The 23,507-nt window shown below is 66.1% G+C and carries 22 protein-coding genes and 1 other RNA gene; 14 read left to right on the plus strand and 9 right to left on the minus strand.

Annotated features, from left to right (window positions below):
- Nucleotides 1-23 precede the first annotated feature (23 nt).
- Nucleotides 24-1,223, minus strand: coding sequence for a hypothetical protein (locus R2733_17655; GenBank protein ID MEZ5378334.1), 1,200 nt, complete (start codon nt 1,221-1,223; stop codon nt 24-26).
- Nucleotides 1,210-1,713 (minus strand): sigma factor-like helix-turn-helix DNA-binding protein, encoded by a 504-nt coding sequence (locus R2733_17660; GenBank protein ID MEZ5378335.1) that lies wholly within the window; start codon nt 1,711-1,713, stop codon nt 1,210-1,212. Before R2733_17660 ends, R2733_17655 begins: the two co-directional genes overlap by 14 nt.
- 858 nt (nt 1,714-2,571) lie before the next feature.
- On the opposite strand from R2733_17660, the gene R2733_17665 reads away from it, so the two are divergent.
- Nucleotides 2,572-2,979, plus strand: a complete 408-nt coding sequence (locus R2733_17665) for a GNAT family N-acetyltransferase (GenBank protein ID MEZ5378336.1) — start codon at nt 2,572-2,574, stop codon at nt 2,977-2,979.
- 487 nt (nt 2,980-3,466) lie between these two features.
- Here R2733_17665 and R2733_17670 read toward each other — a convergent pair whose 3' ends face one another.
- The 3 genes from R2733_17670 to R2733_17680 form a co-directional block, all read right to left on the minus strand.
- A complete protein-coding gene (locus tag R2733_17670; GenBank protein MEZ5378337.1) occupies nt 3,467-4,036 on the minus strand; it encodes a hypothetical protein in 570 nt (189 codons plus the stop codon).
- Nucleotides 4,037-4,769: 733 nt separating this feature from the next.
- The gene (locus R2733_17675; GenBank protein ID MEZ5378338.1) at nt 4,770-5,069 is read right to left on the minus strand and encodes a HigA family addiction module antitoxin; all 300 of its coding nucleotides are present in this window, start codon (nt 5,067-5,069) and stop codon (nt 4,770-4,772) included.
- An 11-nt stretch (nt 5,070-5,080) separates the two neighbouring features.
- Entirely contained in the window at nt 5,081-5,362 is a 282-nt protein-coding gene (locus R2733_17680; GenBank protein MEZ5378339.1) for a type II toxin-antitoxin system RelE/ParE family toxin, read from the minus strand.
- A 762-nt stretch (nt 5,363-6,124) separates the two neighbouring features.
- Here R2733_17680 and R2733_17685 point away from each other — a divergent pair.
- Nucleotides 6,125-6,433 (plus strand): hypothetical protein, encoded by a 309-nt coding sequence (locus R2733_17685; protein MEZ5378340.1) that lies wholly within the window; start codon nt 6,125-6,127, stop codon nt 6,431-6,433.
- 240 nt (nt 6,434-6,673) lie between these two features.
- Here R2733_17685 and R2733_17690 read toward each other — a convergent pair whose 3' ends face one another.
- The 3 genes from R2733_17690 to R2733_17700 form a co-directional block, all read right to left on the minus strand.
- Nucleotides 6,674-7,771: a site-specific integrase gene (locus R2733_17690; GenBank protein ID MEZ5378341.1), complete on the minus strand. Its 1,098-nt coding sequence runs from the start codon at nt 7,769-7,771 to the stop codon at nt 6,674-6,676.
- Between the two features lie 397 nt (nt 7,772-8,168).
- Nucleotides 8,169-8,555: a transfer-messenger RNA gene (ssrA, locus tag R2733_17695) on the minus strand.
- Between the two features lie 136 nt (nt 8,556-8,691).
- Nucleotides 8,692-10,137, minus strand: a complete 1,446-nt coding sequence (locus tag R2733_17700) for a carboxylesterase family protein (GenBank protein ID MEZ5378342.1) — start codon at nt 10,135-10,137, stop codon at nt 8,692-8,694.
- A 55-nt stretch (nt 10,138-10,192) separates the two neighbouring features.
- Between R2733_17700 and R2733_17705 the strand changes: the two genes are divergently transcribed.
- The 7 genes from R2733_17705 (at nt 10,193) to R2733_17735 (ending at nt 18,080) form a co-directional block, all read left to right on the plus strand.
- Nucleotides 10,193-10,792 carry a TetR/AcrR family transcriptional regulator gene (locus tag R2733_17705; GenBank protein MEZ5378343.1) on the plus strand — a complete coding sequence of 200 codons (600 nt, stop codon included), beginning with the start codon at nt 10,193-10,195 and terminating at the stop codon, nt 10,790-10,792.
- Nucleotides 10,793-10,894: 102 nt separating this feature from the next.
- Entirely contained in the window at nt 10,895-12,385 is a 1,491-nt protein-coding gene (locus R2733_17710) for a GGDEF domain-containing protein (GenBank protein MEZ5378344.1), read from the plus strand.
- Nucleotides 12,386-12,519: 134 nt separating this feature from the next.
- On the plus strand, nt 12,520-14,304 hold the full coding sequence (locus R2733_17715; protein MEZ5378345.1) for an NADPH-dependent assimilatory sulfite reductase hemoprotein subunit: 1,785 nt from the start codon (nt 12,520-12,522) through the stop codon (nt 14,302-14,304).
- A gap of 1 nt (nt 14,305) precedes the next feature.
- Nucleotides 14,306-14,998, plus strand: a complete 693-nt coding sequence (locus tag R2733_17720; GenBank protein MEZ5378346.1) for a phosphoadenylyl-sulfate reductase — start codon at nt 14,306-14,308, stop codon at nt 14,996-14,998.
- Nucleotides 14,995-15,660 (plus strand): bifunctional precorrin-2 dehydrogenase/sirohydrochlorin ferrochelatase, encoded by a 666-nt coding sequence (locus R2733_17725; GenBank protein MEZ5378347.1) that lies wholly within the window; start codon nt 14,995-14,997, stop codon nt 15,658-15,660. The genes R2733_17720 and R2733_17725 overlap by 4 nt, the downstream gene beginning before the upstream one ends.
- Nucleotides 15,657-16,418 (plus strand): uroporphyrinogen-III C-methyltransferase, encoded by a 762-nt coding sequence (cobA, locus tag R2733_17730; GenBank protein MEZ5378348.1) that lies wholly within the window; start codon nt 15,657-15,659, stop codon nt 16,416-16,418. Before R2733_17725 ends, cobA begins: the two co-directional genes overlap by 4 nt.
- Nucleotides 16,419-16,517: 99 nt before the next feature.
- Entirely contained in the window at nt 16,518-18,080 is a 1,563-nt protein-coding gene (locus R2733_17735) for a diguanylate cyclase (GenBank protein ID MEZ5378349.1), read from the plus strand.
- Between the two features lie 11 nt (nt 18,081-18,091).
- On the opposite strand, the gene smpB is transcribed toward R2733_17735, so the two are convergent.
- Nucleotides 18,092-18,556 carry an SsrA-binding protein SmpB gene (smpB, locus tag R2733_17740; protein ID MEZ5378350.1) on the minus strand — a complete coding sequence of 155 codons (465 nt, stop codon included), beginning with the start codon at nt 18,554-18,556 and terminating at the stop codon, nt 18,092-18,094.
- 99 nt (nt 18,557-18,655) lie between these two features.
- On the opposite strand from smpB, the gene R2733_17745 reads away from it, so the two are divergent.
- The 5 genes from R2733_17745 to R2733_17765 all read left to right on the plus strand — a co-directional run bounded on the left by R2733_17745 (nt 18,656) and on the right by R2733_17765 (nt 23,474).
- On the plus strand, nt 18,656-20,392 hold the full coding sequence (locus tag R2733_17745; GenBank protein ID MEZ5378351.1) for a hypothetical protein: 1,737 nt from the start codon (nt 18,656-18,658) through the stop codon (nt 20,390-20,392).
- A gap of 81 nt (nt 20,393-20,473) precedes the next feature.
- The gene (locus R2733_17750; protein ID MEZ5378352.1) at nt 20,474-21,574 is read left to right on the plus strand and encodes a zinc-binding dehydrogenase; all 1,101 of its coding nucleotides are present in this window, start codon (nt 20,474-20,476) and stop codon (nt 21,572-21,574) included.
- Nucleotides 21,575-21,638: 64 nt separating this feature from the next.
- Nucleotides 21,639-22,133: a M67 family metallopeptidase gene (locus tag R2733_17755; protein ID MEZ5378353.1), complete on the plus strand. Its 495-nt coding sequence runs from the start codon at nt 21,639-21,641 to the stop codon at nt 22,131-22,133.
- Nucleotides 22,134-22,236: 103 nt separating this feature from the next.
- Entirely contained in the window at nt 22,237-22,515 is a 279-nt protein-coding gene (locus R2733_17760) for a ubiquitin-like small modifier protein 1 (protein MEZ5378354.1), read from the plus strand.
- Between the two features lie 5 nt (nt 22,516-22,520).
- Nucleotides 22,521-23,474: a cysteine synthase family protein gene (locus R2733_17765; GenBank protein MEZ5378355.1), complete on the plus strand. Its 954-nt coding sequence runs from the start codon at nt 22,521-22,523 to the stop codon at nt 23,472-23,474.
- Nucleotides 23,475-23,507: the final 33 nt, after the last annotated feature.

Genomic DNA, 23,507 nt, shown 5'->3' on the forward strand with positions numbered 1-23,507 from the left:
GGTGTGGCTGGTTTTCCGTTGGCTCATGGCTTGATGCGAAGGGTGCCGTCTTCGATGATGAGTCGTTCGGCGTAGTTGCCGGGGATCACGAGGATCTGTCCGGTCGAGTCGATGGTTCCGCCGATGTCGGGCGAAATCGAGACGGTGTCGGGCATGACAGCGACGGTGTAGCCGTCCGCTTCGCTCCGATTTTGCTGGTAACTGATGTAGCCGGTCTCGTTGAAGGGTTGGGCCAGGTCGATGCAGCCACCGTGGGTGCCCTGCTGCGCTTTGTCGTCGAAGTAGAGGCATGCACCGGAACTGTCGTAGTAGGGCACGACATACAGATCGAGTCCCAGCCCAAGCCCGCCGATGACGGCAGTCCCTGCGAGATCGGCTGCAGGGTTCGGTGTGTCGATGAAGGCTTGATCCAGCCGTGGTGGCAGCGGGGCCGGGACGGCGACGTCGACAAGGTCATCGATTGCGATAGTGAGACGGTCAGGTGCTCCGATATCGAGGCCCGTCACCATTGTTGCTTGCCCGGTGTCGGTCCGGCCGACGATCAAGAACGTGCCCGCCTTTTCCGGTGGCACGAGTTCAGCGAGACGGAGCGCCTGGTCGGTGTCGGTCCCCGGTTCGATGGTTCGTGTGGTGAGCGTTTCGTGTTCGCCGTCGTTGTGATAGATCTCGACGGTTGCAGTGTCCGACGGGAGATCGACTCCGGCGAACCCGGCGAGTTCGCCGTCGGAGAGCACGAGTCTCGGCCAGGGGTAGAGGGAGATGATCTGCCAGCCGTCGCCCGCTTTGCGGACTTGGACAACGATTCGTCGGCCGGGGATGTCGGGATGGTTGCCGGTGATGCCGCCCTCGGTGTCGGACATGCCGGACCGGTCCCAATCAATGGCCGGCCAACGCAGGACGTCATCGTTGAGGTGTTGGAGGATGTCGTCCAATGGCTCGGGCTGTTCGGGCCACACGGCGTCGCCGTGTGCGAGATGGTCGCCGAAGACCCCCGAGACGATCACCGGACCGGAGGCGGCATCGACCGTCTGTGTTGCGGTGTCCGTGGCCAGATAGGTGCCCGCAGCGGCGACGGGCAAGAGGATGGCGGCGGTAGCGGCGATGCGGAGCCGGGTCTGTCGGCGGCGTCGGAGACGGTTGCGCTCGACCAGCGTTCGGGTCTGGGTGGGTGGGGCGATTGGTGTTGCGATGGCGTCGCGTGCGAGTTCGTCAAGGTCGAGCATGGTCGGGCTCCTTTAGGGATTCGGGGAGGTCGTCGGCGATGGTGGTGCGGAGATGCTGGTAGGCGGCTCGAAGCGTGCTCGACACCGTCCCTCGTGAGACGCCCAATGCGTCAGCGATCTCGGGTTCGGTGAGCTGGCCGAGATGGCGAAGTGCGACCGCTTGCCGCTGTCGTGGGCTCAGATCGGCAACCAGCGACCAGATCTCACCTGTGGGTCCCGGGAGCACAGCGGGCGGGTCACGATGTCTTCGTAGGAGCGTTGTTTCGATGGCTCGGCGTCGGGCCCGCCGTTTCAGATGATTGACACCGACTCGGAACACCCAACCTTGCGGGTTGTCCATCGCAGCGACCGTCGACCAGCGTGACAGGGCTTGGGCGGCGGCTTCGTCGGCAGCGTCGATGGCCAGGTCTCGATCGCCGGCGATCGTCGCCAACGCAGACACCAGTCGCGGATGCAGGTCCCGGTAGAACGCTTCGAAATCGTCGATCACACTGTCTAGAGTCACAAACCCGAACGATCGCGCATCCCCTCCGCAACAAATTCCGCACGGACCGGTACAAACGCGCAGCTACGCAAGCCGGCTGGCCGCAACCGCAGCGTGAACACAATCAATCAGGCCGAACGCACCCGCTGTCGAGGAGATTCTTCAGCGCCATAGGCGTGAGCCGTAGGGGACACTTCATGCGGATGTTCGCCGTCGAGCAGTCGCGAGCGCCTGATCCCGCTTCGGTCCCGGCTTTTCTGACTCGGAGGTGCCGTCTGACGAGCAGCTGCTTGGCAGGATTTGTTTGCTGGGTGTCACCCTGGCGGGTGAGCGGCGGCGACCTAGGATCGATGATGGTGTCGTGCTCGTCGGATGAACTCGTCTACGCCAGGCACGCCGCTGAACTGGTGCGTTTCGCTTCGGGTCTCGTCGGCCCGGATCAGGCACCGGATGTGGTGGCTGAAGCGTTCCTTCGCCTGATCCACTCAATGACGACCTCGTCGTCGGGGTGGTGGTCACGTCCCATGCAACCTCGACCGGCATGAGCAACATCTTGATGATCGCAGTGCACCCCGATGAACAAGGCGACGGCGTCGGTCGGCGGCTCCTGAGCGAAGCGCTCGCCGATCTGAGCGCGGCCGGGGCCGCGTATGTCGAGGCGTACGTCCGGGACTTCCCGGCCATGAAGCAGCCCGCATGTTGCTGCGCTCGGAAGGTCTCGAAAGCCGAGCGGTCCAGCCGGCGCTGTTGTATCGGACGGCGGAGCATCCCGGACGCATGGCAATCCGGCCGGTGGGAGTGCGCCCGATCGACGACGCCGATGTCGAGCAGTGTGTTCGGTTCGGCTTGGAGGCTTTCTGAGCCGTGTACGCCTCGTTCGAGAACTTGTACGGACCGGAGCTCTTCGTGCGTATCGAGCCGGACTGGGAAGCATCACAGGCGTCGTACATTCGCAGCGCCATCACCGACCCTGACGATGAGGCGTGGATCTATGAGATCGACGGTGAGCCGGCCGGTTTCGTTGTGGTCGAGATGGACGACCACGGGGTGGCTGATATCGATCTTCTCGCCGTTGACCCGAAGCATCAGGGAAATGGGATCGCGACGACGCTGAACCGGTTTGCGTTCGATCGCTACCAGGAAGCGTCCATGGAGTTCGTCGTTGTCGCTACCGCCAACGACGAGGGCCACACCCCCGCTCGGAGCTCCTACGAACGAGCGGGCTTCGAACCGATGGCGATCCAGTGGGACCTGCATATCAAGAGATTGTGACAACTGATCCGAATGGCTGCGCTCAGGGTGCCCTTCGTTACGTCCCACGGCCGGCGATCAGGGACGTTCGTTCAATGGTCTGCGGCGAGTGGTAGGGGACGGTCGCGTGCATGCTCGGTTGCTTTCTCATCCAGCTTTGCTTTGGGCCGATGGTTTGCCACGATCTCGGTCCGATGATCATCGACGATGGTCATGGGACGGCAGGGGTGCGACCTCGAGCAGGCGATCAGGGCGATGGTTCGACTCTGGCGGTCGCGTCCTATGGGCGACGTAGCGGGTTGTGGACGTGATGTCTCGGACCGAAGGTTGCGACGCCGCCCTCGGCGAGGCCGATGAATTGCGATCCGTCCGGAAGCATCGAGTCGATGATGTCAGGTGCCGCCGGCTCGCTCTCGAGCAACGATGAAGGGCTGTCCACCGTCGGAGGCCGGTTCCTGTCGATCCGGATGCTTGGCTTTGCGTGCTGGCAAGACGGCGGAGGGAGTCGCTAGTCGCCTCGCCACACGAGATGGGGGCCGAGACGCGGATTGTCGAAGATCTCGCGCGGCATGTTGGTCAGCCCGGCACCGAGCTCGATGTGATGTTCTGTCGATGGCCCGGCGAACACGCGATAGGTGCCGAGCGAGTCCGCCAAGTCGAAGTCGAGTGACCGGGCGATCGCCCAGACCCGCTCGGTGGCCTCGTCCGCTGGCATGTCGATTGGTTCGGTCTCGGCTGAGAGCCGGGCACCGGTCTCCGCCACGACGTAGGACCGTCCCCAATCGTGGGAGACCTTCTCGAAGGACCGGACTAGCACGTTGTCGCGCCAGTAGAAGAACTCGAAGCCGTCGTCGGTGTCGGGGAGCGAGCAGAGAAGCACCTCTTCGGCCTTGCTCGTCATTCGGCTGAGAACGTCGGGCGCAGATCGTGAGTGGAACTTCGCCCACTCCCAGTCGTCCCCGATGACGGTCCAATCGGGCGAGTTCCCGACGACGACGTATCGCTGGCGTTCTACGAGCGCACTTGTTGGTTGGTAGGCGTCGAGCCCGAGTAGCTCGAGAAGCTGGTCGTCTTCCATCCTCATCCGCGACCGGACGAACACGTACGAGCCGGAATGAAGCTGTCCAGAGTCAAGAAACGGCGAGACCACTGGCGAAGTATCGGCACGGAAGCTCGCCGACTGGAGCCGCCCCGGCAAACCCGTGCGTTCCATCCACCAGGGGACCACTTGCGCAACCGGCGTTGTGGGGCACCTTCCGTGCCTCGGCCATGAGCGGTAGGGATGGCCCCTCGTTGCTCGATCGGGATCGATCACCAGCACTGAAAATCGCTGAGCCGAAGCTGATCGTGGTGATCGACGCTCACCGGTGCGTCACAGCGCACGTTTCATGTACCGAGCGTGGTGTTGCAGCGATACGTCCCCACCGAACGTGACGAAACGTGTCCGCGGACACGTTTCAAGTACCGAGCGTGGCAGTACCGCGTCACACCCCCACGCAACGTGACGAAACATGTCCGCGGATGCATTTGCGCAACGTTGACGTAGAGCGATGAGCGAGCGAGGCATGGTGGCACAGTGCTCGATGATGACGGTTGCGCCGGTGTCACGGTGTGCACTCCCCATTCCCTGGCCGCGACCGAGCAGCGGTTGAACATCGTCCAAATGCCGGGTCGCCACGCATTCAGCTGACCCGCAGAACCGGCGTTGTGGGGCGTTGTTCGAGACCAGAACCCTGAGCGGTGGGGGTATCGGTGAACCGCGACCACACAAACTCTACGGGTTGGCCGCTCGAGCGTCGGTGGAGACGGCTCTACGCGAGGGTCAGGGGTTCGATTTGGTCGAGGGTTCCGGCGAGGCGGTCTCGTTGGACCTCGAGTTCGTAGCGGCTCTGAAGATTCAGCCAGAACCGTTCGCTGGTGCCGAAGTACCGAGCCAGGCGCAGTGCAGTGTCGGCGGTGATCCCGCGTTTGCCGTGCACGATCTCGTTGATCCGCCGCGGCGGTACACCGATGGCCACCGCGACGCGGTGTTGGGTGATGCCGAGCGGCTCGAGGTAGTCGAGCATCAGGATCTCACCAGGGTGGATGGGTTCCATGGTGGGCGTGGTCATGTCATCTTCTCTCAGTGGTAGTCCACGATCTCGATGTCTTCGGGCCCGGCGGTGGTCCAGCGGAAGCAGATGCGCCACTGGTCGTTGACTCGGATGCTGTAGGTGTTTGCTCGGTCGCCCTTGAGTTTCTCGAGGCGGTTGCCGGGCGGAACCCGGAGGTCGCCGATCTGGTCTGCGGCGTCGAGGATGAGCAGCTCTCGAAGGGCGGCGCGTTGTGTGGGTTGGTCGAGGCGTTTCGATCGTTGCCGGTGCCAGACGCGTTCGGCGTCTTTGTCACGGAACGACTGCAACATCTCGATGAGCATAACGTAGTGCGTTATGAACGGCAAGCGTTATGGTCGTTCGATCAGGGGCCGGCCGGTTGGAGTGCCCTGGGCGTTTCACCCGGTTGCAGGTATCGCCCGCGTACCCGACGAGGGCGCAGTGATAGTCGTCCCATATCGCGCGGCCGATATCCAACTGGGGCATGCCCGTGAAGTGCCGGTAGGTGACGCTTTGATATCGCGACGACAGTGGCTGTCAGGACGGAGCGTCGGCTCTTGTAGTTCATGCCAGTCGGGTGCCAGGGCGTGCCGGGTCCTCGATGCGGGCAGCCAGGGCGCAAGCAACTCCGGGTGGCGTTGGATCGCCATGGTTGGTGGCGGCTTGAGCGAATCGCTTGAGGCGACGCCGCCACTCTCGTTCGCCGATGGGGCGGGGCTGCGGTCGCACAGTTGGTGTTGTCATTGTCGTCAGTGCTCGTCGCCGGCCAATGACGGGGCGTCCGGGGCCATCGCGTTGTTCGTAGATCTCAGCCGGAGCTGGGAGCCCGGAGCAGAGACGTTGGCGGGCGGCCCGATCGATCTGAAGGTGGCATGCGTGGGAGCCGATGCGGGTGGACATCCGTGGTTTGGACGAGCTACCTGATGTTGATTCCGGCGACGATCGGATTCGAGCCGACCCGATTCAATCTGGTGGCCTCGGCCAATCGGTTCCCGGCCTGCGAAGAGGCGTCGAGCTGGCCGATGTGAGCGCATTGCTCAGTTGGCTCATGACGTTGTCTGGGTGGATGGCGAGTGCTGGTCAGTCCAGGCTTGCATGGCGTCGAGGACGGTGTGAAGCGAGGTACCCAACGGCGTGAGTCCGTACGAGACTGCGGCGTTGCCGCACTCATCGATGTCCACTACCTTCTCGACGAGGCCATCGGCGATGAGCCCGTCAAGACTCTGGTGAAGGACCTTGCGGGCAATCGGCCTCAGACGGCGGCAGAGCTGACCGTGACGGACCGGGCCGTCGTGCAGGCTGGCGATGATCGTGAGAGTCCACTTTCGGCCCAGGATCGATCCGAGCGGGCCGAGCTGGCTGGGTTCCCAGCACGACCGTGAACCGGCGTGATTGATCATGCACCTCGGCTCGCTCGCCCAGGATCCGCTTGGTCGCTGCGTCAACTCATCCACTGTCCGCCTCCTTCAACCGTCACCTTCACTTGGTAACGGTCAAAGAGGCCATGGGGAGCGCGATCCCCTGTGCGGATTGGGGGACTCTGCCCTCGGCCCGAAACCTGGCGCCCAGCCAGAGTGTCGACCCGCACGGTGATCCCCAGTGACCCAGCAGGCGACCCTTGTTCAGGGCTCGTCTGGCTGGTCGGTGCTGAGTGTCGGGTCGAGGAGTTCGGCGGCGCGGCGAGCAGTGTCTTGGGGCCTGGTTCCCAGGCTGCGGACGTACTCGGCGGTGGTAGCGGTGTCGACATGCCCGACGTGGCGAGCGATGTCGGCCAGGTCGAGGCCGCCGTTGGCGTAGAGCGCGGTGATCACGGTGCGTCGGCCGGTGTGGGTGGCGAGTCCGGTGGGGTCGAGGCCGGCCGCTCGTGCTGCCCGTTCGATCGTGTGAACGACTGACTGGCGATTGACGAGCGATCCGTCCGAAGTGGTGAACACCATCGAGAGCCGTTGACCCTCGAAGGAATGTGTTGGCCAGGCGAGCCCGAACGTTTCTCGTTCGGCTTCGTTGCGCGCTTTGTGTTCGCGAAGGTGGACAACGGAGGCGGGTGCCAAGAAGTGGACGCCTTGTGCTCCGGAGGTCTTGGTCTGTCCGAGCACCGTGCCGGTTGACGGGCTGTAGGTGGCGCCGCGCTGGATGTGAGCGGTGCTGGCCTCGAGGTCGAGATCCTCCCAGGCCAAGCCGAGCACCTCGCTCACACGCCAACCCTGGCAGAACAGCAAGGTGACCGTGGCGCCAAGCCGGAACTGCTGCGCAGCGAGGATGAGCTTCTTGGCGTCGTCGGGCGCTAGCGCCCGCCCAGCATTGACCCGCTGAGCGCGAGGCGCTCGGACGAGGTCGAACGGATTCGCCGGTATGAGATCGAGCTTCACCGCTTCGGAGAACGCTTGCCGCGCAACCTTCCGGGAGTTCAGCACGGTGAGCGGAGCGTGGCGATCGAGCTGGTTGGCTTGCCACGCAATCAGCGTCTCGGCACGCACATCGACCACCGCGCGTGAGCCCAACTGCGTCTTGAAGTAGCCGCCGAAACGGCGGTAGCTGTCGTAGGTCGAGGCCTTGACCTGATGGCGAGCGATCGAGTTCAGCCACCAGTCGATGAGCTCGGCGACGGTCGTGTCACGACTGAACTGGCTCGGGGTGGGGGAGACCTGCTCGAGCTCGGCAAGCTTCTCCGCTCGCCGTTGCTCGACCTCCGCACGAGTTGCCGCAGTCAGTCGCTTCATTCGACCGTCAGCGCCTCGATAGGTGGCGCGCCATCGACCATTGGTTGTTGTGCCGTTGGCTCGCGTCGCTGGCGGCTCGAAGTAGACCGAACCGTCGCCGTTCGGGTTCTTGGCCGCAACGATGTAGCCGCCGTCGCTGTCAGTTGTACGTTTCCCGCGTGGCTTTCTCGGCACAGCCCGACGCCCCCATCCCGGCTGCAATCGGGTGAACAACCGTGGCGCAAGCCTAGCCCCGCGGGAGTTACCGCGGGAGTAACGATCCGCCGAAAGGGCGTAACCGCGGGAGTAACGCCCCAGAAACGATCTCACGCCTCAGTGGAAAGCTGTGGACAAAAGTCCTGGTAAACGAGTCGGGATCCGCACCTTGGCAGATCCCGGGAAACGTCTGCGTATGAAGTTGTGGAGCTGGGGGGAATCGAACCCCCGTCCGCCAAGGAGTCATCGGAGCCGCTACGACCGTTCCCGAGGTTCCGGCCTTGAAGGCAACCGGTCTGCCGGGTCAGCTGGGCTTGCGCCCTACCTCACAGTCTTTCCTGGGAGTCAGCGGTCTTTCCCTGCCGGCAGTGGTCTCTCCCACCGTCCACCACTACTTCTGTTGCCGGGCTGTAGTGGTCTGGCCCCGCGTGACCTCACGGCTCGCAGTTTTCCTCTTCACTGCCCTAAATCAGGCGGCGAGAGCGAAGTCAGCCTTGTTGGCGCTTCTGTTGATGCCCTGTTTTACGAGTCTGAGCAACTCGGGTCGCAACTACGACTTCTCGTCTCGACGTCGAAACCGGTCAGCCCCGTGTCGATAGAGATGCAGATGTTGCTTGCATGCTCTGTCAAATAGCTCGCTCCCGAGGGAGCATGACAAGACTAGCGTCACCGAGGCTCGGCGAGTTCCCGAGTTGCGTGGCGGTCTCTGTCCGGGTGTGGGGCAATCACTCGCGGTCGCCCCAGAGGCTGAGTCGGAGCTCGTCGACGCATTGCCCGACGCTGGGTTTCGCATCGAGGATCATGGAGGGCGCTGCCTCCGGAGAGTATTCGGGCCAGCGGGGAAGACCGTCCAAGTTGGGGCTTCCCGTGCGAGCAAATGCGCAGATCGCGCCGGACCACACCGTGGCCAGGTGCTGGGTGGTTGGGTCGCTCGGGTCGTGCATGGTCATCGGACTGTCAAGTGTGTCGAGAATGAATGGGATGTCGCAGCCGTGGGTGGCGCCGAGTACGCCGCCGAAGCTCGTCGTCGGGAAGTCGAACCGGTAGAGAAAGGTCACTCGATTGCCGCTTGCGCTGGCATCGGCGCAGCGGAGGGCCAGGCGCCGGAACGAGTCGGTGAAGACCTCGGTGGCGAGGCGCCGCTCGTCGGCGTCAGGTGACGCGGCTCGTAGCCCCGCCAGGTAGCGGCCAGCGCCGACGGGCGGATCGAGGAGTCGCACGCCAAGAGCGGTCGCCGCGGCCAGCGCCGGAGAGTCGGCGCCGAGCATGGCGGTGAAGAGTGTCCCTTCGTCGGCGGTGGTGCCGATCATGAGAGCGTCGAGCGGCGCCGCCGTGTCGCTGAGCGCATCGATGGGATCGGACGTGATGACCGTGCCGTCGATACCGGCATTGATGATCCCCAGCGTCTGCTGCGCAGCGACCAACTGATCGCTCGACGCTCCGAGAAGCGCGTCTCCGAGTCCTTCGATCGTGACGCCGAGTGCGGCGGCGAGTGGCACGTGAAGATCTGGCGGCTCGGGAAGCAGGGAACCGGGGCTCGCGACGATCGCCCGCCGGAACAGTCCGTGCGATGCGGGTGCTGCGATCAATCCCAGAACCGAGCCGGCACCGGCGGACTGTCCTGCGACGGTGACGTTGTCCGGATCGCCGCCGAAGGAGCTGATGTTGTCGCGAATCCAGCCCAGCGCTGCGATTTGGTCGGCGATGCCGTTGGCGGCGGAACCGACGTGGTCGGTTCCCAGGCACGACACGTCGACGAAGCCGAACAACCCGAGGCGATAGTTGATCGCAACGACCGTGACGTCGTGGCGAGCGGCGATGGCGCTGCCGTCGTAGTCGCTCGCCGCTCCCATGACGTACGAGCCGCCGTGGATCCAGACCAGCACCGGCCGTGCACCCCGATCGGCGGCCGGTGTGTACACGTCGAGGAAGAGGCAATCCTCGGATTGGATCTCGCCGGCAGGGGCGGGAAGCAGCGGGTTCGGAGGTTGTGGGCATCGATGGCCATGGACCGATGCGTCCTCGGTAGCGCTGGGTGAAAAGGGCCGCGGTGCCTGGAACCGCTCGGCCACTGCGTACCGGATGCCGAGAAACGCCTCGCACTCGCCCCGCTGCGTTCCCGTCCAGATGGTGGTTCCGTTCGTGGCTGTCGGTGGCGCTTGCACTCCCATGGAATCGCTCCTTGGCGTTTCGTCAAATATTGACGATTTGCTAACCTACTCGGCGATGGCCGCTACCTCCACCGAAATGGCCGGACGCTCGCGCGGTCGGGCGGCGACCGAAGCGCTGCTCCGAAATGCTGCTGTCCGCCTCATCAATCGCGAGGGTGTCCTGTCGGACCTGCGATTGCAGGACATCGCCGACGAAGCAGGGGTGAGCCGGGGCCTCATCCATCACTACTTCGGTGGTCGCGGTGCACTGCTTCGCTCCGCGCTCGCTGACTTCCTCGAGACGCATCGGGCCGCGATCGAAGCCGAGCGAACACAGCACGGCGCCCCGCTCGATCGCCGCGCCCTGTTTCGCAACGCGAACAAGCACCCTGGGTGGGCAGTCGTGATGGCGTTGCTCGCGATCGACGGTGTTGAAGGCTTCCGGCCGATCGACCAACCCGACGAGGTCTTCGCCGACGTACGCCGCTACATCGACGAAGGCGTCCTGCCCGATGACTTGGACGTCGAGGCATCGCATTGCGTCACGCTCTCGACGGTGCTGGGGTGGTCCTTGCTCCGGGAGCACTTCGCCGAGCAACTCGGCATCGGAGTCGACGAACTCGACCGACGTGGCGAGCACGTGCTGGCTCGTCAGGCCGCCGGCTTCCGGACCTGACCACTCGTCGCCGACGTCAGTCCTTCGGGCTGCACCCGCATGGGTCAGCGGCGAATCGCAACCACGCGAATAGCTGGACTGACGCTGCCGACGCTTGGCCTCGTGGGACGACATCGCCGCGGCGACGACGCCGAACTCCGCACCCGCGCGCGCCGCCGGCCGAAGGTCGAGCGGCTCACCGCCGTTGCGGTGATCGCCTGGGCCGTGCTCACCGCCGGCACCGGCATCGCTTACCTCCTGCCGCTCTCGCAGGACGCCACCGATTGGGTCTCCAATGTCAGCTTCGGCGTGGCCTGTGTGATGATCCTGGCCACCGTGGTGCGGGCCATGGTCAAGGTGCGAGGCATTGACCGGCTCGGCTGGGCGATGCTCTTCAGTAGTTTCCTCGCACTCATCGTGTTGTTCGCCATGGACCCGGCATCGTCGAACGGGCCACCCACGGCGGCCCTCAGTGTGGCTCCCGCCGTCGCCGGATCGCTCGTGGTCATCGTCTTCCTGTTCGGGCGGCGCGGTGTCGACCGTCTCGCGCTTGCTCGACTGTTCGTCGACGGCCTCTGGCTGACCGTGGGGCTCGTCGCGGCGTCGTGGTGGTGGGTCTTCGAGCCGATGGTGCAGCTGCGGGGACCAATGCTGTTGGCCGCCTCGTTCCCGGTGGCCATCGCGCTGACGTCGGCCTCGACCGTGCTGCTGTGGCCCCGCCTCGCCGGCTCGGCCCGATTCGCCTTCGGTGCGATCGGGTTGGGCGGCTTCGTGACGACGGTCGCCGGGGTGATCCACCTCAAGCACGCGGTCGCCGGCACGCTGGTGTTCGGCACCTGGTACGACTTCTTGTGGATGATCGGCCTGACGCTTCTCGGTCTGGCCGCCCTCCAGCCATCGATGGGCTCGACCCTGCGGGCTCGACCGCCGTCGGCGCGGTCCGAGCAGCTGATCACCTGCCTGCCGGTCGTCGGCCTGGTCGTACCGCTGCTGCACGGAGAGGCATGGCGGCGTACTCCGTCGGCGATCTCGATCGTGATGATCGTGGTGCTGGCGGTCCGGGTCGTGATTCTCATCTCACAGAACCAGGACCTCAGCAATCGTCTCAGTGACCTGGCCCACCGCGACGACCTCACCGGCCTGCTGAACCGTAGGGCCTTGCTCGATCACCTGGACCAGATCGAGTCGACCGACGGTGACGCAACGGGCAACCGTGGCTATGCACTGCTCTACCTCGACCTCGATGGGTTCAAGGAGATCAACGACGCATGGGGACACGCCGCCGGCGACCACGTGTTGGCGACCACGGCGGCCAGACTGCGCTCGACCTTGAGAGCCGACGACGCCGCCGCTCGCTTGGGTGGCGACGAGTTCGTCGTCGTGACCCGAGAGCACGAGGCGCGCGACCTCGCCGAACGGCTGCTGCCGATCCTCGGGCAGCCAATTCCGTGGGCGGGCGCCGATCTGGTCGTCGGCTGCTCGATCGGCGTTGCGGCCACCGTGGGACTGACATCGGCCGAGCTCCTGGCGGAGGCCGACGGCGCCCTGTATCGCTCGAAAGTGGAGGGGCGAAACCGAGTGTCGGTCGCAGGGGTACCGCTCGATGCCGCCTGATCCGAGGCCCGAAGCGAGCGCATCGGGACCCCAACTCGTCATTCTCGCGTCATTCTCCTAAAACCTGATTGATTTTGTCGGGAATAGGTCTAGGGTCATTCCCGACTCAACGACTCGGGATTTGGACGCACCTCATGGACACCAGCAACCACCTGACCGCCGACCCCGCATCGGACCCCGCCCCGCTCTCGGGTCCGGAGGCGCTGAAGCTGGCGAGCGAGCACCTGCGGGGCACGATCCGTGCCGAACTCGGCGACGCCGACCTGGCGGCCTTCAGCAACGAATCGGGCACGCTCCTCAAGTTCCACGGGATCTACCAACAAGATGACCGGGACATCCGCCGTGAGCGGACCCAGGCGAAGGAAGCACTCGAGTACTCGTGCATGGTGCGGTGCTCGGTGCCCGGTGGCCGGCTTCGTCCCGAGCAGTGGTTCGAGATCGACCGGCTCGCCGACGAGATCAGCGACGGTCGACTCCGCCTCACCAGCCGCCAGGGTGTGCAGTACCACTTCGTCAACAAGGGTGACCTCCACTCGCTGGTGAACCAGCTCAACTGCGGCCTGGTCACCACGTACGCGGCGTGCGGCGATGTGGTGCGCAACGTCATGGTCACCTCGGCGCCCTACGAGGGGCGGAACCTCGAGCGGCTGGACTCGCTGGCTCGTGCGCTCGCCGGGCGCTTCCGCCCCCAGTCCGAGGCCTACTGGGAGCTCTGGCTCGACGGTGAGCGTGCCCTGTCGTCGGGTCCGGCACCAACGCTGGATCTCACCGGGACGAACCCGGGCGTCGAGCCGATCTACGGCGACCGGTACCTGCCCCGCAAGTTCAAGATCGGTGTCGCCGAGCCCGGCGACAACTCGATCGACGTCTACAGCCAGGATTGCGGCATCGTGCCGATCGACAGCCCCGACGGCGAGCCCGGTGCGGTCTTCATCGTCGGTGGGGGATTGGGCCGCTCACACTCCGACGACTCCACGTTCCCCCGGCTCGGTGATCCGATGGCGTGGGTGGCCGAAGACGACATCCCCGATGTCGCCGAGGCGATCGTCACGCTGTTCCGCGATTTCGGAAATCGTGAGGATCGAAGCCACGCCCGCCTCAAGTACGTGGTCGAGGAGAAGGGCATTGCCTGGGTGCGTGAAGAAGTGGAGCGCCGGATCGGCAAGCCACTCGCCGATCCGCTGCCGCTCCCGGCGTGGGGCGGGTCTCGTGACTACCTCGGTTGGCATCGCCAGACCGACGACACCTGGTTCATCGGCCTCCCGGTGCCATCGGGCCGGCTCGACGACCAGCCTGGCCGCACCCGCAAGACGGCGGTGCGCGCCGTGCTCGAGAACTTCGCCAACGAGATCCGCATCACCCCGCAAGACGATGTCCTGCTGTGCGGCATCTCCGACCACGACAAGCCTGCGGTCGAAGCGCTGCTCGACGCTCACGGCGTTCCTCGTGCCGATCAGCTCAGCCTCTCGGTCATCTCGTCGATGGCCTGCCCGGCGCTTCCGACCTGCGGCCAGGCGCTGGGCGAAGCCGAGCGGGTGCTGCCGGAACTCACCGACCTGCTCGACTCCTACCTGGGTGATCGGGGGCTCGGTGACGTCCGCATCGAGACCCGGATGACGGGTTGTGCCAACGGATGCGCCCGCCCGTACGTTGCCGAACTCGGTGTGATTGCCCGGACGAAGACGGCTTATGACGTGTGGCTCGGCGGCAATGCGTCGGGCACCCGCCTGGCCAAGCCGGTGATCGAGGGCGTGCCGTTCCGCAAGCTCGGTGACGTGCTCGGCCCACTCCTCGACCGCTACAAGAGCGGACGGCTCGAGGGTGAGGGCTTCGGTGACTGGGCCAACCGGCTCGGTGTCGCAGCATTGAGTGAGGGCCTGCCGACCTTCGCCCGCCCCGGACAGAAGGCCGGTGCCTGAGATGCCCGCTGCCACCGCCACCCGGCCCGCCGAACTCGTCCCGCCTCGGCCCATCGTCTACCCCTCGGTCGCCGCCGCCTCGTTCGATGACCGCATGGATGCGAGAGACGCCGTGCGTCGTGCCGTTTCGATGTTCGGGAGCGACCTCAGCCTGCTGTGCTCTGGCCAGGACGCCGTGCTCGTCGACGTGGCCCTCAGCGTCGATCCGACCATCGAGCTGGTGTTCATCGACACCGGCTTCCACTTCGACGAGACCATCAACACGATGCTCGCCATCGCCGAGCGCTACCGGCCGAAGCTGCGGGTCGTCGTTCCGTGGCGCCATCTCCCGGGAGCCGGCCGACCCGGCTTCTGCTGCTCGGATCACAAGGTCGACCAACTCGACCTGGCGTTGGTCGGTCGCCGAGCCTGGCTGTCGGGACTGCGTCGGGCCGACGGGCCGTCACGGGCCGATGCGCCGATGGCCGAGGTCGATCGGCGGGGCCTGGTGAAGATCAACCCCCTGATCTCGTGGAGCGACTCGAAGGTCGCCGGCTACGAACTGCAGCACCAGATCATCGTCAACCCGCTGCGCGACCAGGGCTATCCGTCGATTGGCTGCAAGCCGTGCACCTCACCGGTCGAACCCGGCAGCGACGCTCGTTCGGGGCGCTGGGCCGGGTCGGACAAGACCGAGTGCGGACTCCACCTGTGACCGGGAACCTCCAGCCCGCAGCCACGACACCTCGGTCGGCGATCGAGATCGTCCCCGTCGGATTGCGGGTCGAGGGCAAGGCGGTGCTCGTCGTCGGGGCCGGCCGGATCGCAGCCCGCAAGGCCGATGCCTACGCATCGCAAGGCGCGATCGTCACGGTGGTCGCACCGCAGCACAGCCCGGAGATGGACGCCGTCGATGCGGCGGAGCGGCATCACCGGGCCTTCCGAGCGAGCGATCTCGACGGTCAATGGCTGGTGGTCACCGCCACCGGCCGTCCCGAGGTCGACGGCGAGGTCTACGCCGAAGCCGAAACGTGCCGAATCTGGTGCAACGCGGCTGACGATCCAGAGCACTGCAGCGTGATCCTGCCCGCCGTCGTTCGTCGTGACGGCATCACCATCGCCATCTCGAGCGGGGGGCGGAGCCCGGCCACCGCATCATGGTTGCGTCGACGTATCGAGCGACTCCTCGACCACGACACCCTGGCCGTCTTCGCCATCGCCGCCGGTGTGCGAGACCGCATGCGAGCGAACGGCCAGCCGACCGAGGTGGCCGGATGGAACGAGGTGCTCGACAACGACGCCCTCCCGCTCGTCGCTGCCGGCGAACACGACGAACTGGCCCGGCGACTCGCCACTGCCGTAGGAGTACCGACATGACCGTGCATCTCGTTGGCGTCGGACCCGGCGATGCCGAACTGATGACCCTGAAGGCGGCTCGCCTCCTGGGTGAGGCAGACGCCGTCGTGTACGACCGCCTGATCGGCGACGACATCCTCGACTTCGTGTCACCGACCGCCGAGCGCTACGACGTCGGCAAGACGCCGGGACTGCCCGGACCAACGCAGGACGACATCAACGAGCTCCTCGTCGACCTTGGGCGACGCCTCGAGTGTGTCGTGCGGATCAAGGGCGGCGACCCGTCGATCTTCGGACGGGGCGCCGAGGAGGCCGACGCCTGCCACCGTGCGGGTGTGGCGACGACGATCGTTCCAGGTATCAGCTCGTCGGTGGCGGGACCGGTCGCCGCCGGCGTGTCGGTTACGCGGCGCGGTGTGTCGAGCGGCTATTGCGTCGTGACGGCGCATCAGGACCCGCACTCTTCGCCCGTCGACTGGGATGCGCTGGCCCAGTGCGGTCTCACCCTCGTCGTGCTGATGGGTGCTCGTCGGGCGGGGCAGATCGCCACTGCGCTGCTCGCCGGCGGTCGATCGTCGACCACGCCGGTGGCCGTCATCACGAAGGCCACCCTTCCCGATGAACACGTCGAGCGTCTCGCCCTCGGCGAGTTGGGTCGTCGCCCGGTGCCGTCGCCGTCGGTCCTCGTGATCGGCGAGGTCGCCGCCTCCGACCTGACTACGCTGACGGCCGACCAGCGGTGGTCCGCGCCCGCGTCGGTGCTGGTCACGGCCGACTGACCCACGTCTGAGGGCGGTGTCCCAGGGAACTGCGACCACTGCATTCCTCATGTCATCGCTTCATCCTCCGAAGCTGCCGACGTGTCCAGTGCCCCATCCATGCCAAGCGTTGAGAAGCTCGCCTCACTTCCCGCCATTCCGGCCACTGCGCTGCGGATCGTCAATCTGTGCGATCAGCCCGGTGTCGGTCTCGCTGAGTTGGGTGAAGCGATTGCTCTCGACCCCGTCCTGTCCGCCCGCATGCTCCGGCTCGCCAACTCCGCAGCCTTCAAGCGCAGCGTCGAGATCACCTCGGTCGACCGCGCCCTCATGCAGCTGGGGTTGCAGACCGTCAAGCTGACCGCGCTCGGTTTCGTGATCAGCGAGGCGGTCACCTCGAACCTCGACATCGACAACGCCCTGCTGCAACGACTCCAGCACGAGGGGCTCGTCGAAGCGGTCGCCGCTCGGGAAGTGGCGCACCGCTCGGTGCGCAACACCTCCTCGGAGGCCTTCCTCGCCGGGCTGTTCGACGGCCTTGGCCGACAGCTCTGCCTCTTCCTCGAGCCGGAGGGCTACGGCGCCCTGCTGTCCGACAGCAACTGGCCGTCACCCGAAGCCGAGCGCAACTGCCTCGGGACCGACAACGTCGGCCTGATGATCGCTGCGCTCGAGTATTGGGGCGTGCCGTCGTTCTACGCCGACGTGCTGCGCTTCTCGATCGGGGAAGACACCCACACGATGGAACCGCCGGTCGCCCACGTCGGCGCCGTCCTGCGGGTTGCCCGTCTCGCCGGCAAACTGCTCGTAGGGACTGCGGCCGAGACGACCGACGCGGACCTCGAAGCGCTTGCCGCCATCGGGCTCGATGAGTCCGCCATCGACGAAGTCGCCGAGGGGCTCAGCGCCCAGATCGCCGACATGGCCGAGGTGCTCGAGATGAGCATCAAGACCCCGCCGGACTACTCGGCGTTGCTCGAGCAGGCCAGGAACCAGGTGCTCGCAACCTCGCTCGAGCTCGCCCAGGCGTCCGCACTGCAGGCCTCACAAATCGACGAGCTTTCGATCGAGCGCGAACAGCTGCGCATGGAAGCCCATACCGATCGCCTCACCGGACTGCCGAACCGTGCGAGCTTCGAGGGATTCCTCGACAGCGCCATCAACGACCGAATCACGGGTCGGGTCAAGACCGGTGCACTCGGCATCGCCATGATCGACGTCGACAAGTTCAAGTCGCTCAACGACACTCACGGCCACCAGGCCGGCGACCGAGTGCTCGAAGTGATCGGGGAGCGCCTTCTCGACATCACTCGCCAGGGTGAGATGATCGCCCGCTACGGCGGCGAGGAGTTCGTCTTCGTTGCTCCCGTCGTCACCGACGCCGACGGCTTGATGCAGGCGGCGGAGCGGATCCGGCGCAACGTCGCCGATCTCGAGGTCGACGTTGCAGGTCTGATCCTGAGGGTCACCGTGAGTGTCGGAGCGATCGGCTCCAGCAAGATCACCGCTCCCGAAGCATCGCGAGCGTTGGTGCAGGCTGCCGACCGGTTGCTGTATCAGGCCAAGCACCACGGCCGGAACCAGTCTCGGACCGAGTGGCTCAGCCCGCACACCAACGAGCCGGCGGCGCCGCCGCCTGTCGAGCACGCCGATGCGCCATACCCCAGCGAGAAGCGGGCGTAGCTGCCGGTCGACTACTGATACCGGGTGCGTTGCGCCAGTTCGCGGCGAGCCTCGAGATCGGCGTCTTTCTTCGCCAGCATCTGGCGTTTGTCGACGGTCTTGCGTCCACGCCCGATGCCGAGCTCGAGCTTGGCTCGGCCGTCCTTGAAGTAGAGCGCCATCGGTACCAGCTGCAGGCGGTCGATGTTGACCTTCGACTCGATGCGCTCGAGTTCGTGCTTGTGGAGCAGCAGCTTGCGCTTGCGGGTGGTCTCGGTGTTCACATGCGTGCTGGCCCGGGTGTACTGGGCGATGTTGAGACCGACCAGCCAGAGCTCGTGGTGCTCGAACCGGGCGTAGGCGTCGTTGAGTTGCACCTTGGACTCACGGAGTGACTTGACCTCTGACCCGCGCAGCATGATGCCGCACTCGAAACTCTCGATGATGTCGAAGTCCCGGCGGGCGGATTTCGCCGTCGCCACCATTTTCACGGCCATCAGTCCAGGCTAGGCGGCGGATCGACACCTCCCATGTGCCTCATCGCTTCTCGTGTCTCCTAGCATCTGGCCCACATCGCAACCGGAGGTTGGTGAGACGTGGCAACAGACCGTGAGGGCATGACCACCGAAGCGGGGAATCCGTACTTCGCTCCTCAGCTCGCCTCTGCGGTGGTCGACCTTCCGGACGCGGCCACCGCAGGTGACCCAGCGGTCGACGTCACCACGCTCACGCTTGGATCGCACACGCTCCGGCTGCGTCGCGACGCTCGTTTGGGGCAGGCTGTCATCGACGGGTACGACACCCTCGGGCCGTCTCGAACCGCTCGCTCCTTGCTCCGCCTGAGCTGCGGTCTGGCCTTTCAGATCGGGGAGGCGCCGAGCGCTCACTGTGAGGCCGGCTCGATCCACATCCTCGACGACGCACTGATGTTCGTGGGCAGTCAAGGCAGCGTCGGGTCGAGTGCGTTGGGCGCCGGCCAGACCTACGTCCTCTTGTCGCCACCCGATCTGGTCGTTGCGATCGAACGCCTGGTGACGACGAACGCCCAGCAGCGGCGCGAGCTCAGCGGATTTCGGGCGGTCCTCGTCAACCCCATTCACAACGATCCGCTGGTGATCACGACCGTCGGCCTCGACCAGCGCGCCCTTGCCATGCTGGTCTCGGCGGGCGAGACGTTCATGCGGGACCAGGTCGGCTCGAAGGCCGGATGGCGCCCGCTGGGAGACGGTTGGGAGACGATGGAGTGGAACGGCGCTCCACCTTCGGCCACCCCGGCAGCGACACCCACCGCACCGACCACGGCCGGTGGTGCAGCTGCGGGTGCCGCGGCCGGTGGTGCGGTTGCCGCCGTTGGTGCCGCAGTTGCAGGGGCGGGCGCAGCGGCGAGCGCCTCCGGGCCGGCACCAGCAAGCCCCGTCGCACCCCAGGCGCCCGAGCCGCCCGCTGCCGCCCAGCCCCAGGCGACCCCCACGGCCCCTCCCGCTGCCGCCCAGCCTCCGGCCACCGCCCAGCCGGCCACCGCTCAGCCGGCCACCGCTCGGCCGCCCACCGCCAGTCAGCAGCCGGCGGCGACCCCGTCACCTGCCGCCGAGATGTCAGCGGCCCGCCGTTCCATCACGATCGGTGAGTCGTCAGCGGGCTCGTTGCCCACTGGTCCGACGTTGTTCGGGCAGCCAGCTGCGAGCGACGGGTCCTCGAAACGGTGGCTGTATCTCGTGGCCGCGGTGGTCGCCGCGCTGCTCGCCGCCGGTGCGCTCTATCTCGCCAACCGCGGTGACGGCGACACCGACGCCGCCTCGTCATCGACCACGACGAGTGACACCACGGCATCCACGGAGCCCGACAACGGGTCGACCCCGAGCAGCGAAATCACGAGCACGACGGCAGCGTCGACCACCACCACGGCCAGCGAACCGACGAGCACCACGACGGAAGCGACCACCACCACCGTCGAGTCGACCACCACGTCGACCGGTCCGGCTCCGAAGACCGAGTCGCAACAGCTGGCGGTGTGGGGATTCACCGAGCCGGCGGAACTTGCGTCACCTTCAGGCAAGGCCGTGTGCCCCTCCGGCGAACCATCGGCGACTGGCAAGGTGGTGGGCGTGAACACCGCGCTCAACGTCCGCGACGGCGCCGACAGTAGCTATGCCGTGCTCCAGCGATTGGTGCTCGGCTACGACGAGGTCGACGTATATCCCGATGCCGTCACGATCTCGAGCCGTGGTACTCGGTGGGTCACGATCGCGCTGGCGATGCCGCCAGGCACCCCCGCCTCCGCCGAACGGCGCTGCGGCTGGGCCGCCACCCAGTTCCTCAGCTACGACAGCTAGCGAGGCCACGGCCGGATCGGCTTGCGGGGACCCGTCGCCTCGACAAATGTGCAGGGTGATCAGGATCGAAGGGGGATCACCGTGGCCACTGCTGCCCGTGTCGTTGTTGCCATGCCAGAGGGACCGCTGCAGGTGCGCGATGTCGACCTGCCCGATCCTGGGCCCACGCAGGTGCTCGTCCGCCAATCGGCGAGCGGCATCTGCCATTCCCAGCTCCACCACCTCCATCGGGAGCGCTCTGCACCGATCCTGCTCGGCCATGAATCGACCGGCGAAGTGCTGGCGGTCGGCGACGAGGTGTCACACGTGGCTCCCGGCGACATGGTGTTCGTGGCCTGGGTGCCACGAAGCCCCGAAGCCGCGGCGCACTGGCGAGGCGGGTTCGCGCTCGATCTCGGCGACGGCGCGGCGGCCACAACGGCAGACGTCTTCACATGGGCGACCCACACGATCGCCGACGAGTCGCTCGTGGTGAAGGCGCCATCATCGGTCGCCCGTGACGTCACCGCCATCATCGGTTGCGCGGTCATGACCGGTGCCGGCGCCGTGATGAACACCGCCAAGGTCCAGCCCGGTGAGTCGGTCGCGATCTTCGGGGTCGGGGGTGTCGGGCTGTCCGCCGTGACTGCGGCAGCCGCGGCGGGTGCCGACCCGATCATCGCCGTCGACCTCGACAACGAGAAGTTGGTGTTCGCCCAACGTTTCGGCGCCACGCACGCCGTCAACGCTGCCGATGGCGATCCGATCGCAGCGATTCGCTCCATCACAGCGGGCCGGCGTGAGGGTCTGGGATTCCGCGGGATCCCGATCGAAGGCGTCGACTACGCGTTCGACTGCATCGGCCATGCCGTGACCATGGGGCAGATCGTGGCGGCGGCGCGACCGGGCCGGTTCGGCGTCGAGCCGGGAGGAACCGCCGTCCTCGTCGGCGTCCCGACCACCTCGCTCGATCTCGACGCCACCACGGTGCTGATGACCGAGAAGCGGTTCATCGGGTCGATCGGCGGCTCGTGCAGTCCCGATCGTGATTTCGACACCTTTGTCGAATGGCACGCCGATGGCCGCCTCCCGCTCGACGACATGGTGACCGAGCGCTTCTCGCTCGACGAGGTCAACGAGGCGTGCGACGCTCTCGCCAACGGCCGGATCGCCGGGCGGGCGATCTTCGACCTCGAGGCGTGACCGGGCAAGCCTTGCCAAATCGGGCGGCTAGGGTGCGATCGATGAGCGCTCCGGCAAACGCCCGATGACGACCGAGATCGCACCCGCTCGGGTCGAGATCTTCGATGGTGGTCAGACCCCGGTGATCGAGCGAACCTTCGAGCTCGGCCGTCAGGTGTGGCTCGAGATCCTCGCCGAGGCGTGGCGGGTCTATCCGCTCGAGGCGTGTGGGGTGGTCCTCGCCGTCGACGCCGAGGCGCCGATCGAGCAGTTCGTGCCGATCCGCAACGCCGCCGACTCGAGTCGAGTGTTCACCCTCGACCCGTTGCAGTTCGACAAGGCAGACCGGGCCGCCGAGAAGGCGGGCCTGCAGATCGTGGGCGTCGTGCATTCCCACACCCACACCGTGGCCTATCCGTCGCCGACCGACCGGCGCGAGATGGTCAACCCGCTCATCCCGCCCACGTGGCACTGGGCCATCGTGAGCCTCGGTTGGGGCTTCCCCGAACTTCGCAGCTTCAGCGTTTGGGAAAACTCTCCGCTCGGAATAGGCGAAGAGTCCGTGGTGTTGGCACACTAGAATCCCGATAAGCCCAGTCGGCTTTATCAGGATTCATCCACCCGCCTCGCCGTGGCGAGTCACGGGCGTACTGCCAAGCAACAAACTCTCGAGGTTTCCCATCGTGTCGACCATCTCTGTCCGTCTCCCCACCGTCCTTCGCCCTCAGGCCAACGGCCAGTCCGAAGTCACGGTGTCCGGCGACACCGTCGGCGACGTGATCGGTGCGCTCATCGCCGACTACCCGGGCCTCGAGACCAACCTGCTCGACGGCGAGGGCAAGGTGCGCAAGTTCGTGAACGTCTACGTCAACGACGAAGACATCCGATTCCTCGACAAACTCGACACCTCGGTCACCGAAGGCGACGAAGTCGCCATCGTGCCCGCCGTCGCTGGAGGTTGAACCCCATGGCCGTCTACTCCTCGGTGCTCGATCTGGTCGGCAACACGCCGGTCATCGACGTCTCCCAACTGAGCCCCAACCCCCGAGTCCGCATCCTCGCCAAGCTGGAGGGACAAAACCCGGCCGGTTCGGTCAAGGACCGCATCGCGTTGGCGATGATCACCGCAGCCGAGGAGGCCGGCGACCTCGTTCCCGGCAAGACGATCATCGAACCGTCGTCGGGCAACACCGGCATTGCGCTGGCGATGATCTGCCGCATTCGCGGCTACCACCTCAAGATCGTGCTGCCCGAGAACGTGACCCCCGAGCGGCGCCAGGTGCTCGAGGCCTACGGGGCAGAGATCATCGCCTCGCCGGGTGGCGAAGGCTCGAACGGAGCGGTGCGCTACGCCCAGGAACTGTCGGAGCAGAACCCCGAGTGGGTGTTCCTCTATCAGTACGGCAACGAGGCCAACCCCACCGCGCACTACGACACCACCGGGCCCGAGATCCTCGCCGACGTCCCCGAGATCACCCACTTTGTCGCCGGTCTCGGCACCAGCGGCACGCTGATGGGCGTCGGCACCTATCTCAAGGAACACAAGCCCGACATCAAGATCTACGCAGTCGAGCCGCCGAGCGGCGAGCGGGTCGAGGGCCTGCGGAGTCTCGACGACGGCTACGTGCCGCCCGTCTTCGAGAAGTGGGGCGGCATGGAGCTGCTCGACGGCAAGCGCATCGTGCGGCCGGCCGACTCGATCGAATACACCCGCAAGTTGGTCAACGAATGCGGCATCTTTGCCGGGCTGTCCTCGGGCGCCGCGCTCGCCGGTGCGGTGAAGCTCGCCGACCGCCTCGACGAAGACGCCACCATCGTGTTCATCGTCTGCGACGGTGCCTGGAAGTATCTGTCCACCGGCGCCTACTCGGCACCGCTCGACGACGTCGTTGGCACCCTCGACGAGGTCATCTACTTCTAGGCTCGCTCGCCCTCGTCATCGGGGCCGCCGGAA

The sequence above is a fragment of the Acidimicrobiales bacterium genome (assembly GCA_041394265.1).
In the GTDB taxonomy this organism is placed as follows: Bacteria; Actinomycetota; Acidimicrobiia; order Acidimicrobiales; family SZUA-35; genus JBBQUN01.